Origin of the sequence: Rhizobium sp. PL01 (assembly GCF_033447125.1) — a bacterium.
GTDB lineage: Bacteria > Pseudomonadota > Alphaproteobacteria > Rhizobiales > Rhizobiaceae > Pararhizobium.
Window position 1 is genome coordinate 62,386 of sequence record NZ_JAWQUM010000011.1, and the last position, 14,780, is coordinate 77,165.

Below are 14,780 nucleotides of genomic sequence, written 5' to 3' on the forward strand. Positions count from 1 at the left end.
GTCGATATAGTCCGGTACACGGTATCGAACAGCTTAATCAATTCGAGCATGCGGCTCTCACTTCGCATCTGGTGGTTCGGGTTTGTGTCCCGGCACACCCCTGAGTATCCGCCCAGTCAGATCATCGACTTCCTGCGTCGAGGGTTCCTGCGTCCTGAAGCTGCCGTACGTCTTCACCAGTCCAAGGGCTTCGCAGACCTTGGCAATATACAGCTTGTGCAGTTCTTTCTTGTCATCGATGTCGGTGGCCGTGACCACCCCGGCGCTGATACGGATGACTTCTTGAGGCTCGATCCCGCTGTTGTCAATCAGCAGAGCTTCATCGGCCAGTTTCAGGGCGGCGGTAAGTTTATCCAGGGATCCCTTGCATCGCCTGCGGATGTCGTCTTCTGGAATATCATGGCCGCCAGCCTCGACACGCTGCCTGACGCGCTCGATGTTCTTCTCAACGGAGTCCAGAGCAGTGTAATAGAGGTCTACTGAAAACCCGGCCGCCTTGGCATCGCGCATCAAGTTGATGGACTGCTGGCTGCTCAGGGTGGTTTCGTAGATGAACGATGTCTTTGTGGTGATCATCTCTGCGAGCTGCCGGATAGCCGCCCTGCCCGCTGCCATCGCAGCAGCCCGACCATCGCTGGCTCCGGTTAGCTTTTTCGCGATCTCGTCGGCATTGATCCAAACGCCGTCGAGCTTCAGCTTGGCATAAGCGGAGGACTTGCCGGACCCATTGGGACCGCCCAGAATGATGCAGGATGGCTGCGACAATTACCGCCCCATGGCAGCATGAACACGGATTTCCTCGTGTTCGGCGCGATCCTTCGCCTCGTTTTCGAGATCCTGAGCGGAGATCGGCAAGCCCAGACGGCGGCGCTCGGCAATTGCTTCCCGGCCGATCTGTTTCAGGGCTTCTTTGTTTTCGTCGTACTTGTTCAAAAGCATCGTCGATCTCCTTGCTCGCAATATAGCGCTTCCCTCGCCTGACGGCAAATTTCGCTTGTGCGGAGTTCCGCCGACGGCAACACTGGTTTCAACAGGTCGCTTGAGACGGCTTTCAAGCCCTTGGGCATCTTCCGTTCCTCTATTGTTGAGTTTCAGCAGGATTTGCTCCACATTTTTCGTTTCGCACAGCCCCACCTGATTTGATTTACCGTGCTGACAGAAAACGTCTTTCGAGTATCTAGGCGGATCACCGTGAGGTGAAAAAGTGGCTCAAATTCTGGCGATAACCAACACGATGCACCGTCACCCGTCAGAGACTTGAACCGCTGCACCCCTTTGAGAGACTGGCCGCCGCTTGCATCTCATTTGGCCAAGTAGCCGCCATCTGCATCAAAGCATGCTCCGGTTACGAATGATCCCGCGTCCGAGAGCAGAAAGAGTATGACATTCGTAATCTCACCCGGTTGGCCGACTCGCTGCATCGGGTGAAGCGCGGCCGCGGCTTGCCGGTTCTCTTCGCTCAGATGACTGAGCAACGGCGTATCGATGAAACCCGGCGCGACGGCATTGATGCGGATGCCTTGAGCTGCATGATCGAGTGCGGCTGTTTTGGTGAGGCCGATCACGCCATGTTTGGCCGCCGTATAGGCCGGCTGGCCTGCAAACCCGCGAAACCCCATGACGGAGGATACATTGACGATAGAACCGCCGCCGCGCGCTAACATAGCCGGAATCTGGTGCCGGACCGCATTGAACACGCCAGTCATATTGACCGCGATTATTCTGTCCCATTGTTCAGACGGATAAGAAGCGGTCTCGCAGCGTGGCATGTCGATGCCCGCGGAATTGACAGCGAGATCGAGGCCGCCGAAATGGCCGATCGCGCTCGCAATCGCCTCTTCCACGCTTGCCGTCGTTGTGACGTCGACATGAAGCGCCAGCACATCGTCCGATCCTATCGTTTCGACAAACGCGTCAAGCCGCGTTTTGTCCCAGTCAGCAAGAACGAGTCTAGCACCGAGATCAGCAAGCCTGAGGGCAGTCGCGGCGCCGATACCAGAAGCGGCGCCCGAAACAAAAGCAACCTTGCCCGAAAAGGCCTCGGGATTAAAAAGGGAAGATGTGATGGGGGCCTCCTGTCGCGGTCTATTTATAGACGCCGACCCAGATAATGATCGCCAGCTCAGTCTTGTTTATGAGGACACTCTCGATGGTGAAATTCTCCTCACCGGCGAGGAACGTGATAACGCCTGACAAAGACTCCGACTTGTCGGGATGGCAAAAGCGCACAATAGCTTCAAGGGCGCTGCGAACGGCGTTGCCGGTTGGGTGGTTCGCCTCGCCGCCGCTATGGACTTCTACGGCGGAGGCATTACCGGCGTCATGCGCGCGCTGCGCGAGGACGACGGTCCAATCGCTAAGCAGATAATCGTTGTCGGGCACGAACTCACCCATGAGACCCGCGCGGGGCTGGTCGAGGGCATCATCAAGGTTGTTCTCTCTCATCCAGCGCGCTTGCTGGGCAATACGCTCGTTCGCGCCCTGGCGGAGACTGTTCAGATCAAGCGCACACCCGCCGTTTCTCAGCACACGCTGCCGTTCGAGATTTTTACGGTTGCTGATGGTCGAGGCATAGAGCCATCATCATCCAATAGCCGCGCGCAAATATATCCCGGCAATCAACCCTATGGATCGTCTTCGTCTGCAATCTTTCGCAGAAGATACAACAGCGCGACCCTTTCTGCAGGGTTAAGCCGCCGCATGGTCTGTTCGCTGATAATATGGCCTTTTGGATACATTTGCTGAAGGACCAATTCACCCTTTGGTAACAGGGAGATGATCACTTTACGCCCGTCGACCTCATCTCTGGAGAGATCGATCAGGCCGCGGGCCTTTAGCCGTTCGACGATGCCGCGGATAGTCGCCTGATCGACCGACGTGGCCTTCACCAGTTCTACCTGTGAGCTTGGACCGAGATCATGCAAAGCGCACAGGGTTACGAACTGCACCGATGTCAGGTCAGGATCGCTCGCGTTGCTTTGAAAGATGGAAAGATGCCGTTGATAGGCCTTGCGCAGCAGATGTCCTACCTGCTCGGTGACCTGATAACGGCCCCGCCCCTTCTGCTCTGCTACGTCGCTATTATCAGCCATGATGGTGGCGCTCGCTTGAATGTCATGCCTGTATTCATCCAGAATGCGGCAAATCGCAACCGGCTCATTCTGCAATGTCGGTCACTCCGGGCCGCTTCCACAGCGAATGCTGTGTCTCGCCGCGCAAGATGATAGTACGCGGCGAGATATCGGGCGTCTATTCGAGTACCTGGTCTTTCGATTCCGCGTTGATCAGCCAGACGCTGACGGCGGCGACGACCAGCAACCCGGAAATGACCCCCAGCGCGAGGCCGAAGTTCGAGGTCATCAGAGGCGCCACGATCGAGGGTGCCAGGAGGCCGCCGAACCGGGCAACCGATCCAGCCATCCCCATACCGCTGGCACGAAGCGTCGTGGGGTAAATCTCGGGAGTGAAAGCATAGATCGCGCCCCAGGTTCCCAGCAGCGCAAAGCTAAGGAGCAGTGTTGCTGCCACCACGACTTCTGCCGTCTGCCCAAGCCCGTAGGCAAGCGTACCTAAAGCGCTGAGCAGCAGGAAACCGATCAACGTGGGTTTTCTGCCCCATTTTTCGACGCCGTAGGCCGCGAGCGCATAACCGGGCAGCTGGGCAATCGCTAGAATGACGAGGAAGACCTGACCGCGGACGAAACCGAAACCATCGGCTGCGAGTTTGACCGGCAGGTAGACGAAGACCCCGTAATAGGAGACGGAGATCAGCATCCAAGCCAGCATCAGGAAAACGGTGCGTCGGCGGAGATCACCCGAGAACAGCGCGCCGACAGACGTTTTCTGTGGCGTTTGCGGCTTGAGCGGCGGAATTTCGACGTTGGTGCCGTTCGCCTTGGCGACCCTTTGCAGGACCTGCCGCGCCTGGTCGGAACGTCCTTGCTGATTGAGATAGAGCGGAGATTCCGGCACGTAGAAGCGCAAGACGACGCCGATCAGGGCTGGGAGACCGGTCACGAAGAAGATCGTTCTCCACGCTTCTCCGCCCTGTGTCACGGCAACGAGCGCCAGAAGCGCGAGCGCCACCGTGCCGACCGCCCAGAAACCTTCGAGCAGAACGAGCCAGCGACCACGCCGGTCGGAGGGAAGGAACTCAGCCATCATGGCATAATCGACTGGAAGCGTTCCGCCGACGCCAAGGCCGGTCAGGAACCGCGCAACAAGCAGCCATTGAAGATCGGGAGCGAAGGCGGATGCCACGCCGCAGATCGCATCCAGGATGATGGCGATGAACAGAACCGGCCGGCGGCCGATACGATCGGCCAGCCGTCCGAAGACAAAGGCACCGATCAACATTCCGAAGAAGAACATCGTACCCGTCTGCAACGCCTGCGGAACGGTGATGCCAAAACTCTTGGCGATCGACGGTGCGCTGAAGCCGATTGCTAGAACCTGCATGGCATCGGCTGCCCAGACCAGCCCGAAAATAACGAATAACTGCCTCTGAAAGCGCCCGACGCCGGCCGCTCTGATACCGTCTTCAACTGTAATTGGTTTCTGCATGGTACCCCTCATTTTATAATGTGACGATCGCTGCTGCTCGAAAGCGGTGGTCTTTGCCACCTTTGTCACTTTCGACAGCGAGCGCACGGGTTTGACATGCTCCGGCCGCGTTGCGAGGCGGCCGGAGCAACTGAACTTCTCCCTTGATCTCAAGCTGATCCGGCTGAAAGCCGATGGATTAGCCGAACTTGTGCTGCATTTCCTTCACGGCGATATCGCCGTCGAGGACCATCGGTTCGTCATCGAGGAACAGCGAGCAATTGCGCATTGGAATATCCAGATGGCAGGCAGTATCATTCGGGCCGCCCAGCTCGTTGTTCGGGCCGGTGGAGAACATGACGTTTCCGTAGAACGATCGGGCCTCCATGCCCATGCCGCCCGGGAATTCTCCCGGCAGCATGCGATGCCACTTGGCGTTCTGATTGAGCCCCCAGCCGACATGGCTCATGCCCATGCCGCGCGGGTCGTTGAAACCGGCCATATAGGATTTGACCAGTTCGGCGTCGAGGCCGCCGCGAATGTCGGTGATCCAACCGTTTTCGATCGTATAGACAATCGGGTCGCGCACGTAGATGTTCTGCGGCAGCAGAATATCGCCGGGAGCAACGACGATCGTACCGTCAACGCCGTCATCGTCACCACCGGTGAACACGAAGCCAGACGGCCAGTGGTCCCAGCGGCCCGGCTCGTCCGTGCACGCATATTCCGTGATGGCGGGATAGGTGTTGAGCTTGTAGGTGACATCCGTGCCGTGTTGAGAGGTGATCCGCATCACCTTCGCCTTGGACAAAAGGTCACCCGCAAACTCGACGCGCTCGCGCAGTTCTTTTGTCGGCAACATGCGGCCGAGAAGCTCCGGCGGTTCCACGGCGGTCAGAATACGCGTTCCGGATGCCTGGATTGCCATCTGCTCAGGGCTGAAGAGCAGGAAGATGCAATCGATTAGCATATCGGCGGCCTTCAGGGCCTCGACCGCTTCAGGCATGGCCGCCAGTCCGGTCTGGCCGACCGCCCATGCACCTGCCGGCGGCGCCGGCGGCAAACGCATGTGATACATCTTGGCACCAAGACGCATGCCCGCCGCCATGAAGGCATCGGCGTAGTCGAGGCGCTCGTTGCCCTGGGTAAGGACGATGAGTTTTTCGCCCTCGTGGACGCCCGACATCTTCAACTGATGCAGGCAAATTTCCGTGAAGCTGAATTGATCCATGTTCGTTCCCTTTTATTGATTGAAGGCTTCAGTGCTTCGTATCGTTACCGACAGCCGGACTTGAGCTTGGCAATTTCGGCGATCGCCTCCTGCCTCGAAACGACATCGCCATATTTGCTGTCAATGTCGAAGAGGTTCGCATTGTGCGGGTCCAGGTGCCGGTCGCCGACACAGTCGCGCACGACGATAGCCCTGAAACCGTATTGAACCGCATCGACGGCACTCGCCCTAATGCAGCCGCTGGTCGAGCAGCCGGCCATGATGACCGTGTCGATGCCCTGTGTGTGCAGTTGCGAGGCGAGGCTGGTGCCGAAGAAGGCGCTGGCATATTGCTTGACGATAACGAGGTCGCCCTTGGCAGGCACCACCTCGTCGCAGAACTCGGCCAGCACATTGCCCTCGACCATCGCTTTCATGACAGGCGATTTCCTCACCCACATGCCGCCATCGGCGCAGTTTTCCGCCAGATAGAGAATGCGGGTGTGGATGACCGGAATGCCGGCGGCGCGGGCGGCCCCGATCAGTTCCGGCGTCTGCGCCACGGCCTCGACCACGCCGGAGGCATAGAGAGGAGCCCCCTCGATCGTGTAGGCTTTCAGGAAATCGATGACGAGAAGCGCCGGGCTCTTGCCGAAGCCGATGCGGTTTCCCCAGACGCCCTGATAATTTGCTTCAGCGCTTTGCATGATCGTCTCCATGGTCTGTTTTGTTCCAGGCATTCCCGGAGGGAAAACCGCTTCACACTTCTCCTGGATTGCTTTAGTAGGCCCCGGACAGCAGCGCGCCAGCACCCGGCACAACCGCTTCCAGACCGAGCGATTTCAGCATGCAGTATGTCGTGGCGACGGCGGCCGTCAGGACTGGCTTGCCGGTCATGGCCTCCACCTTTGCGATCACCGGCAAGGACGGCATCTGCACGCAGGCCGACAGCACGATCACGTCGACATCGGTCAGATCAAGCGTCTTGACGATCGCCGGCAGGTTTTCAGGATCATGACGGGCCACATCCAGATTATCGGGAATTTCCAGTGCCCGCCAATCAACGACCTCGAAACCCTCCTCCCGGATGTAATCGACCACGAGTTCGGTAAGCGGCTTCATATAGGGCGCGACGACGGCGATCTTCTTTGCCTTCATCACCTTCAACCCCTCGATCAAGGCGCCGGCGCTGGTGACGACCGGAATATTCGTGCCTTCGTCGATCGTGCGGCCGGTCAAGCGCTTTTCGGACTGGCGATGATAGCCGAGGCCCATCGCCATGATCGCCACGAGGCAGGCGTAGCCCAGCACATCGACACGGGCATCGGACAGTTCGACAGCGCAACGGTCTGACTCCGCGTCCATTGCCGCCAGTTCTTCCTTGACGACCTTCTTCATGCGCATGCGACTGGAATGGAAGGTGAAACGTTCCGGACGGATGGATTGCCGAGCCGTCAGCATGGCCGGAATTTCCGTTTCCATGGTGGTATTGGAACTGGGTACGATCTGACCAATACGGTATAATGTCTGCACGGATGACATCCTCTGCTTCGCAAAAAACTATAAAAACAGCGGCAAACCGTTTGATCCGCCGCTGTCGTTCAACGGGAGAGGAAGTCTCCAAGGGCTGTAAAGAAGCCATCGAAATCATCCCAGGGGATCATGTGACCGGCGTTCGGCACACGAACGATCTCTAGCGACGGATAACGCGAGCGCGCTTCGTCCTCATCCACTGTCTCGATCACACCGCCCCGGCCGGCCACCATCAGCATGGCGGGCTGCGTCAGTTTCGGCAGGTCCGGAAAAATGTCGTCGTTGTGGAAGTCTTCAAACGCCGTGACGATGGCGGGTTCGTAGCAAGTGTGCAGCCATTCGGCGCGCAGCTTCAACTGTTCGTCGGTCCAGGTCGGGCAAAACGCCTTCATGCCATCGGCATCGATGCCGCTCAGCGCCAGGCGAATGCTGTCGACATACCATGGCAGCTTGCTCGGATAGGCCCGGCGTCCGGGTCCGGAAACCGGCGGATCGATCAAAGCCAGACGCGAAAACGCCGCCGGCGCTAAGACCGCCGCGCGGATCGCGATGCGCGCGCCCATCGAATGACCGAGAAGCGCCGGCTTTGACAATCCGAGCGCTGAAGCAAACCCGGCAACATCGGCCGCCATCGCATCGAGCCCGTAATCGAGATCGGGGCCGGTCGAGGACAAGCCGCGGCCGCGCACGTCGAGTACGTAGACATCGTAGCGCTTGGCGAGCCGTTCGGCGACGAAACCCCAGGTGATCGCCGGACTGGTGATGCCCGGGATCAGGATGACGCAAGGGCCTTTGCCACCGTAGCGCAGATAGTGCTGGCGAATGCCGTTGGCGGAAACATTCGCCCCGTAGAGCGCCTGCCCGCTCATGCCGCGTTCTCGCTCTTCAGCGGTTCGGCGTAGATGTCGTAACCATAGACCCAGGACGGATCTTCCTGGTCGAGCAGGAAGGTATTGGCATTGGAAACAGTCTGCACGCGGGTCGCGCGATCGCGGCGGTTGGTTTCATAAAGCTGAAAGGCCGTACGGAAATCGTTGACGCCGGTTTCCTGCAGGCAGCGGGTTAGCATGGCCGCATCTTCGATGGCCATGGCCGCCCCTTGCGCCATATGCGGCTTCATCGGATGACAGGCATCGCCGAGCAGAACCAGACGCCCCTTGCTCCACAACGGCAACGGATTGCGGTTGAACAACGGCCACTTGGTGACTGTATCGGTGCTCTCGATCAGCGCCTGGATGATCGGATGATAGTCTTCGAAAGCGGACGCCATCTCTTCTCGGCTGCTTTCGACAAAGGCGGAATCAAACTCCCATGCCGGATGCGGAACGCCGGTGACGTAATAATATTCGTCGCGCCGTGCCGTTGTGTAGTAGACCATCATATGCCGGTCAGGACCCCACCACTTGACGCAATCCTCGAAGGTGAGATCGAACTTCTTCAGCTTGTCGGAGGAGATCAGCGCGCGATGGCCGACCCAGCCGCTATAGTTGGGCTTTTCCTCACCAAGCAACGTCTCGCGAACTCGCGAGTTGATACCGTCGGCGCCAATGACGATATCGGCGCGAACCGACGTTCCGTCTTCGAATTCCACCAGCACGTCGGCGCCATTATCCTCGACGCGGGCGAGCTTCTTACCGAAATGCAGCGTGCCGGGCTGAAGCGCATCGCACTGGATTGCCTGCAGGTCGCCGCGATGCACGGTGCAATAAGTCGCGCCATAGCCTTCGAGCGGAATGCGCGAGCGGTAGTCGCCGGTGATGCCGTCACGGCTGAACCAGTGGGTCGGGGTGCTGCTGATGTCGATGACCTTCTGGTCGACTCCGATACGCTCGAAAATCTTCAGCACATTCGGCCCCATATGAATGCCCGCACCCAGGCGGGCAAAGCTCGGCGCCTGTTCATAGACATTCACGTCGAAGCCGGCATGCTGGAGCAACGCACCCGCGACGGCGCCGCCGAGGCCCGCGCCGATAATCGCAATCTTTTCATTTCCGTTGGACATGGCGACCCCTCTATCCGTCTTTCGACGTGTTGTTCTCAGAATTGGAAGCGTAGCATAATTTGTAGCGTGTACGCTATAAATAGCAAGTGCGTTATGCGATTTCTTGCCAAGCCTGCGGTTTTCAAATCAAATCCTACCGCGTTTTTGGTTGTTTGCAACGGCAAATTTCGGCTTGCCAGTGAACGATATGAAGCGTATACGCTTTTAATATAAAAATAAGGGGCAGTTGATGCGTGATGTCGGTGACAGTCGCATCGTTATGGAATGCGGGCATCTGCGGGATGCCTGTGCCGTGGCGATTCGTCCGATAGCAAAAGGCGTGGGCTTTATCGTCGCCGCAAGGCCGGAGCACCGACCTTGACGCGGCCCGTTTCCGTTTCATTGAATGTGAACGACGCCATCTGGCACGTTGACGCAAAGCCGGAAACACCGCTTCTCTACATCCTGCGGAACGACCTCTCCCTTAACGGCCCGAAATACGGCTGCGGCCTTGGTGAATGCGGTGCATGCGCCGTTCTAGTCGATGACCGTCCCGTGCGCTCCTGTACGGTGCCGCTCGCCGCCGTTGGCACCCGGCGGGTGACGACGCTTGAGGGACTGGCTGTGAGCGGGACCCTTCATCCCGTACAGCGTGCCTTTATCGAGGAAGCGGCGGCGCAATGCGGCTATTGCCTCAATGGCATGATCATAGCCGTCGTCGGCCTGCTCCAGCGCAATCCCGATCCTGACGAGAACGATATTCGCGAGGCATTGCGCCATCATCTGTGCCGCTGCGGAACCCATATGGAAATTCTGGCCGCCGCGCGGCGGGCTGTGACCTATGCCGGGGCAGCGCGGGATGCCGGTCTGATACCAGCAGATACGATGGAGGTTTCGCCATGACCGCTCACCGCGAGACACCCAAATCGGCCTATATGGCCGCCGCCGAAACGCTGCTCATCGTGTCCGATGTCACACGCGGCGATGACGCTGAACTGTATATCGCCATCGGCACGGATGGACGCGTGACTGCCTTCAACGGCCATGTCGACCTTGGAACCGGCATCCGCACATCGCTGGCACAGATCGTGGCGGAGGAGCTTTGTATTCCGTTCGAGCAGGTCGACATGGTACTTGGGGCAACCTCGGTCGCACCCAATCAGGGCGCCACCATCGCCAGCGAAACCATCCAGATCACCGCCGTTCCCCTGCGCCTGGCCGCCGCGACCGCGCGCCATCATCTGCTGGCCAAGGCAGCCCTCCAAACCGGCTTCGCATTTGACCGGCTGACCGTGAACGAGGGCATCATTCGTGCTGACTCCGGCGAGAACTGGAGCCTGACCTTTGCCGATCTCGTCGTCGGCGAGCATGTGCGCCTATCGATTGATGTGGATGCCGCGCTCAAACCGGCATCGACCTATACGGTCGTCGGTTCGTCACGGCCAAGGGTCGATATTCCGGCCAAGGCGACGGGGCAATGGACCTATGTTCATGATGTCCGGATACCGGGCATGCTGCATGGCCGTGTCGTGCGGCCACCCTATGCTGGCTTCGATCATGGCGAGCATGTCGGCAATAGCCTGATCTCCGTCGATGACTCATCCGTATCCGACATTGACGGGCTGGTCGGCGTGGTCGCCATCGGCGATTTTGTCGGCATCGTTGCGACGCGCGAGGAAATCGCCATCGAGGCGGCCAAAAGCCTTAAGGTCGTCTGGCGCGTTCCGCCGGAACGCCCGGATCTGAACGCGCCGGAAATGGCTCTGCGCGCCAATCCGGCAACTCCGCGCAAGCTCGCCGACCGCGGCAATGTCGATATGGCGATCGCCGGCATCGCTCAACCGATGAACCGCACCTATGTCTGGCCCTACCAGATGCACGGCTCGATCGGGCCATCCTGCGCAGTGGCTGATTATCGAGACGACGGCCTGACTGTCTGGTCCGGCACCCAGAACCCATTTCCGATGCGCCGCGACCTCGCGCTGCTTCTGGACATGCCGGAAGACATGATCCTGGTGGAGCGGCTGGAGGCGGCCGGATGCTACGGCCGCAACTGTGCCGACGACGTCACCGCCGATGCCGCGCTTCTGTCGCGCGCGGTCAGGGCTCCAGTCCGGGTACAATTGACCCGTGAACAGGAACATGTCTGGGAGCCGAAGGGGGCCGCACAGGTGATGGATGTGCGCGGCGGCCTCGATCTGGAAGGTGGCCCATCGGCTTACGATTTCGAGACGCGCTACCCTTCCAACCTCGCACCGACATTGCCCCTCATTCTGACTGGCAAGGTGCCGCCGGTTTCCGACGTGGTGCAGATGGGCGACCGCACAGCGATCCCACCCTACGCCTATGGCAATCTCCGCGTGACGGTGCACGACATGCCGCCGATCGCCCGTGCCTCCTGGTTTCGCGGCGTGTCCGCCATGCCGAACACCTTTGCCCACGAATGTTACGTGGATGAACTGGCCGCCGCCGCCGGCGTCGATCCCATTGAATACCGGCTGCGCTACCTCCCCGATCCGCGCGCGGTCGATCTGGTTAAGGCATTGGCAGAACGGGCGAAATGGGTTCCACACACGAAATGGGGCACGCTTGGCGGCGAGGGTGACCTGCTTTACGGGCGCGGCTTTGCCTATGCCGTTTATGTCCACGGCCCCTTCCCTGGCAAGGCCGCCGCCTGGGCCGCATGGGTGGCCGATGTCGCCGTCAACACCAAGACGGGCGAGGTCGCGGTCACGAAAGTGACCTGCGCGCAGGATTCCGGGATGATGATCAATCCCGATGGCGTCCGTCACCAGATCCACGGCAATGTCATCCAGTCCACCAGCCGCGTCCTGAAAGAAAAGGTGGAATTCTCCTCCACCGCTGTCACTTCGAAGGAATGGGGCGGCTATTCGCTCATCACTTTCCCTGAAGTCCCCGACATCGACGTGCTGATGATCCCACGGCAGGATGAACCGCCGCTCGGCGTTGGCGAATCTGCTTCGGTGCCGAGCGCCTCGGCCATCGCCAATGCCGTCTATGACGCGACCGGCATCCGTTTCCGGGAATTGCCCCTGACGCCGGAACTGGTGCTAGCCGCCTTGAACGGCAAGATGGACGAACCAAAACCCGCGGCTCCGACGAAAAAACGTAGATGGTGGAATATCGGATTGTCAGCGGCCGGTGTCGCCGCCGCCGTTTCCGGCATCGTGACGATGTCGTCGCCATGGCGCCCAGCGATCGGCACGATCCCTCGCCCGGATGCCAACGTCTACAGCGCTGCCACTATCGAGCGGGGGCGTATGGCCGCGGCGGCTGGTGCGTGCAATGTCTGTCACGTCGGCCCGGACGGAAGGCCCTTTGCCGGCGGGCGGCGGTTCGACACGCCGTTTGGGGCGGTCTACGCCACCAACATCACCCCCGATGCTCAAAACGGTATCGGCTCATGGTCCTATCCGGCCTTTGAGCGGGCGATGCGCGAAGGCGTCAGCCGCAACGGCCATCATCTCTACCCTGCCCATCCCTACACATCGTTTGCCGGCGCCGAGGATGCCGATCTGCAGGCGCTGTTCGCCTATATGATGACGCAGGCGCCGGTTGCCGCGAAGGCGCCGGAAACGGCGCTCAAGTTCCCCTACAATATCCGCTCTATGATGGCCGGCTGGAACGCGCTGTTTCTAAAGAATGAGCCTTTCCGCTATGTCGAAACGCGGGACGCCCAATGGAACCGTGGGGCCTACCTCGTCGAAACGCTCGGCCACTGTTCGGCCTGCCATACCGAGCGTAATGTGCTGGGCGCGGAGAAGAGTGGGAACGCCCGCCTTTCCGGCGGATTTGCCGACGGATGGGAAGCACCCGCTCTCAACGCCTTCGCCAAGGGTCCCGTCGGCTGGACGGCGGATGCATTCTACGACTACCTGCGCACCGGCCATTCGCGTGATCACGGCAGCGCCGCCGGACCGATGGCGCATGTGGTCGAAGTCATGCAGCCGCTTCCCGACGCGGATATCCGCGCGATGGCCACCTATCTCGCCAGCCTGAACGATGGAACCGAGCCGGCCAAGGTGGCAGCGCAGAGCGAGGCCGCGATTGCCGCCAGCGAGACCGCGAAGGCGATAGCTGCGCGCATTTCGCCGAAGGGCGAGCGCATTTTCAACGGCGCTTGCGCCACCTGCCACCAAGGCAATACGATCCTGTCGCCGCTGGCGCTGAACAGCAACCTGCATGCCGAGACGCCCGACAACATTCTGCAAGTGATCCTGAACGGGGTCGAGGCACCGGCGATCCTTGCCGAAACCACCGGGCGCGAGGCACCGGAAGTCATGTCGATGCCGGCGTTTCACGAAACGCTGAACGAGACCCAGATCGCGGATCTTGCCGCCTACCTGCGGGCACGTTTCGCGCCGGACAAACCTGCATGGGCCGACACACTGGGCGCAATGCAACGCGTCGTTTCGACAGCGCATTAAGGGAGCCAACGACGTGCAACAATTTGAATTCGGCACTGGCTTTGCAACGCGAAGGTTCTTCGACCTGCCGGGAATTTCTGTCAGTGGCAGCCCGACAAAATCCACCCCGTCGAATGCACAATCCCTGTCTGATGCGGACCTGGCTGTACCATTCTGTGCCATCATGACCGACGAGCCGGAAAGGATCCTGAACTATGCCGCCGAATGGTTTGAGAAAGACGGCAAAAGCGCGCTGATCACTCTGGTCGACATCCGCGGTGGCTCGGCACGCGCGCTTGGGGCTCAGATGGCTGTGAGTATCGATGGCGGCTATTGCGGCTATGTCTCCGGCGGCTGCACCGAGGCAGCCATTGCGACCGAAGCGATCAACGCTATCCATGCGGGAGACGACCGGTTTCTCCTTCTCGGAGAGGGATCGATCTTCTTTGACATCAATCTCCCCTGCGGCGGTGGCATCACGCTCGCAATCCACGTGCTGAAAGACGTCCGCCCTATCCGCCGCGTCCTGGCGAAACTGAGATCCCGGAAAGTGGCCTTTCTCAGCTACGATGCCGCCAGGCAAACGATCACAGATGCGGAGGCCCCGGAAAACAAAACCTTCTACATCCGCCACTATAGACCGCGCCTGCGGCTTGTGATCGCCGGGCGCGGCATCGAACTGGATTGTGCCGCAAGGATCGCCCATCATTCGGGCTTCGAAACGCTTGCATTCGAGGACCGATCACCGGCGAAATTCGATGACGCCATAATCGACGCCGACACGGCGATCGCGCTGCTGTTTCACGACCTCGACCTGGAGCTTCCCTTCCTCAAGGCTGCACTTCAAAAAAGCCCCTTCTACATCGGCGCACTCGGCAGCAGGCGTACGCATGAAAGGCGCCGTGAAGCGCTGCATGCGCATGGATACGCAAAACTGGATATCGATAGGATCAAGGCCCCGATCGGCATGTTCGGGCCGGCACGCGACGCAAACTTTCTAGCTCTGTCCGTTCTCGCGGATATCGCCGCTGCTCGCTCGTCTGTAAACTTCGATGGTGACGTGTGACTGGGCAATTTCCAATCATCG

The 14,780-nt window shown here is 59.8% G+C and carries 14 protein-coding genes; 3 read left to right on the top strand and 11 right to left on the bottom strand.

What is annotated here, in order from left to right:
• Positions 1 to 57 precede the first annotated feature (57 nt).
• From R6X40_RS23700 to R6X40_RS23750, 11 genes are all read right to left on the bottom strand, one after another.
• The gene (locus tag R6X40_RS23700) at positions 58 to 765 is read right to left on the bottom strand and encodes a zeta toxin family protein (RefSeq protein ID WP_318416618.1); all 708 of its coding nucleotides are present in this window, start codon (positions 763 to 765) and stop codon (positions 58 to 60) included.
• Positions 766 to 939: a hypothetical protein gene (locus tag R6X40_RS23705; protein ID WP_318416620.1), complete on the bottom strand. Its 174-nt coding sequence runs from the start codon at positions 937 to 939 to the stop codon at positions 766 to 768.
• Positions 940 to 1,301: 362 nt separating this feature from the next.
• Positions 1,302 to 2,126: an SDR family NAD(P)-dependent oxidoreductase gene (locus R6X40_RS23710; protein WP_318416984.1), complete on the bottom strand. Its 825-nt coding sequence runs from the start codon at positions 2,124 to 2,126 to the stop codon at positions 1,302 to 1,304.
• A complete protein-coding gene (locus tag R6X40_RS23715; RefSeq protein ID WP_318416622.1) occupies positions 2,086 to 2,445 on the bottom strand; it encodes a hypothetical protein in 360 nt (119 codons plus the stop codon). The genes R6X40_RS23710 and R6X40_RS23715 overlap by 41 nt, the downstream gene beginning before the upstream one ends.
• A gap of 179 nt (positions 2,446 to 2,624) precedes the next feature.
• Complete coding sequence (locus tag R6X40_RS23720; protein WP_318416986.1) at positions 2,625 to 3,092, bottom strand: MarR family winged helix-turn-helix transcriptional regulator; 468 nt, start codon at positions 3,090 to 3,092, stop codon at positions 2,625 to 2,627.
• 157 nt (positions 3,093 to 3,249) lie between these two features.
• The gene (locus tag R6X40_RS23725; RefSeq protein ID WP_318416625.1) at positions 3,250 to 4,563 is read right to left on the bottom strand and encodes an MFS transporter; all 1,314 of its coding nucleotides are present in this window, start codon (positions 4,561 to 4,563) and stop codon (positions 3,250 to 3,252) included.
• Between the two features lie 178 nt (positions 4,564 to 4,741).
• Entirely contained in the window at positions 4,742 to 5,773 is a 1,032-nt protein-coding gene (locus tag R6X40_RS23730; protein WP_318416628.1) for a leucyl aminopeptidase, read from the bottom strand.
• A gap of 44 nt (positions 5,774 to 5,817) precedes the next feature.
• Entirely contained in the window at positions 5,818 to 6,459 is a 642-nt protein-coding gene (locus R6X40_RS23735) for an N-carbamoylsarcosine amidohydrolase (protein ID WP_318416630.1), read from the bottom strand.
• A gap of 73 nt (positions 6,460 to 6,532) precedes the next feature.
• Entirely contained in the window at positions 6,533 to 7,285 is a 753-nt protein-coding gene (locus R6X40_RS23740; protein WP_318416632.1) for an Asp/Glu racemase, read from the bottom strand.
• Positions 7,286 to 7,353: 68 nt separating this feature from the next.
• Positions 7,354 to 8,154, bottom strand: a complete 801-nt coding sequence (locus R6X40_RS23745; protein WP_318416635.1) for an alpha/beta hydrolase — start codon at positions 8,152 to 8,154, stop codon at positions 7,354 to 7,356.
• Positions 8,151 to 9,287 (bottom strand): FAD-dependent monooxygenase, encoded by a 1,137-nt coding sequence (locus tag R6X40_RS23750; protein ID WP_318416636.1) that lies wholly within the window; start codon positions 9,285 to 9,287, stop codon positions 8,151 to 8,153. The genes R6X40_RS23745 and R6X40_RS23750 overlap by 4 nt, the downstream gene beginning before the upstream one ends.
• Before the next feature lie 357 nt (positions 9,288 to 9,644).
• Here R6X40_RS23750 and R6X40_RS23755 point away from each other — a divergent pair, with 357 nt between their 5' ends.
• The 3 genes from R6X40_RS23755 (at position 9,645) to R6X40_RS23765 (ending at position 14,759) form a co-directional block, all read left to right on the top strand.
• Positions 9,645 to 10,169, top strand: coding sequence for a (2Fe-2S)-binding protein (locus R6X40_RS23755; RefSeq protein WP_318416639.1), 525 nt, complete (start codon positions 9,645 to 9,647; stop codon positions 10,167 to 10,169).
• Entirely contained in the window at positions 10,166 to 13,714 is a 3,549-nt protein-coding gene (locus R6X40_RS23760) for a molybdopterin cofactor-binding domain-containing protein (RefSeq protein WP_318416642.1), read from the top strand. The genes R6X40_RS23755 and R6X40_RS23760 overlap by 4 nt, the downstream gene beginning before the upstream one ends.
• Positions 13,715 to 13,877: 163 nt before the next feature.
• Positions 13,878 to 14,759, top strand: a complete 882-nt coding sequence (locus R6X40_RS23765) for an XdhC family protein (RefSeq protein ID WP_318416987.1) — start codon at positions 13,878 to 13,880, stop codon at positions 14,757 to 14,759.
• Positions 14,760 to 14,780 lie beyond the last annotated feature (21 nt).

What these genes read in the sequence shown, in the direction of transcription:
- R6X40_RS23715 (WP_318416622.1), bottom strand. Translation starts at nt 2,445, where the DNA reads ATGAGAGAGAACAACCTTGATGATGCCCTCGACCAGCCCCGCGCGGGT.
- R6X40_RS23745 (WP_318416635.1), bottom strand. Translation starts at nt 8,154, where the DNA reads ATGAGCGGGCAGGCGCTCTACGGGGCGAATGTTTCCGCCAACGGCATT.
- R6X40_RS23705 (WP_318416620.1), bottom strand. Translation starts at nt 939, where the DNA reads ATGCTTTTGAACAAGTACGACGAAAACAAAGAAGCCCTGAAACAGATC.
- R6X40_RS23760 (WP_318416642.1), top strand. Translation starts at nt 10,166, where the DNA reads ATGACCGCTCACCGCGAGACACCCAAATCGGCCTATATGGCCGCCGCC.
- R6X40_RS23750 (WP_318416636.1), bottom strand. Translation starts at nt 9,287, where the DNA reads ATGTCCAACGGAAATGAAAAGATTGCGATTATCGGCGCGGGCCTCGGC.
- R6X40_RS23720 (WP_318416986.1), bottom strand. Translation starts at nt 3,092, where the DNA reads ATGGCTGATAATAGCGACGTAGCAGAGCAGAAGGGGCGGGGCCGTTAT.
- R6X40_RS23765 (WP_318416987.1), top strand. Translation starts at nt 13,878, where the DNA reads ATGACCGACGAGCCGGAAAGGATCCTGAACTATGCCGCCGAATGGTTT.
- R6X40_RS23730 (WP_318416628.1), bottom strand. Translation starts at nt 5,773, where the DNA reads ATGGATCAATTCAGCTTCACGGAAATTTGCCTGCATCAGTTGAAGATG.
- R6X40_RS23735 (WP_318416630.1), bottom strand. Translation starts at nt 6,459, where the DNA reads ATGCAAAGCGCTGAAGCAAATTATCAGGGCGTCTGGGGAAACCGCATC.
- R6X40_RS23725 (WP_318416625.1), bottom strand. Translation starts at nt 4,563, where the DNA reads ATGCAGAAACCAATTACAGTTGAAGACGGTATCAGAGCGGCCGGCGTC.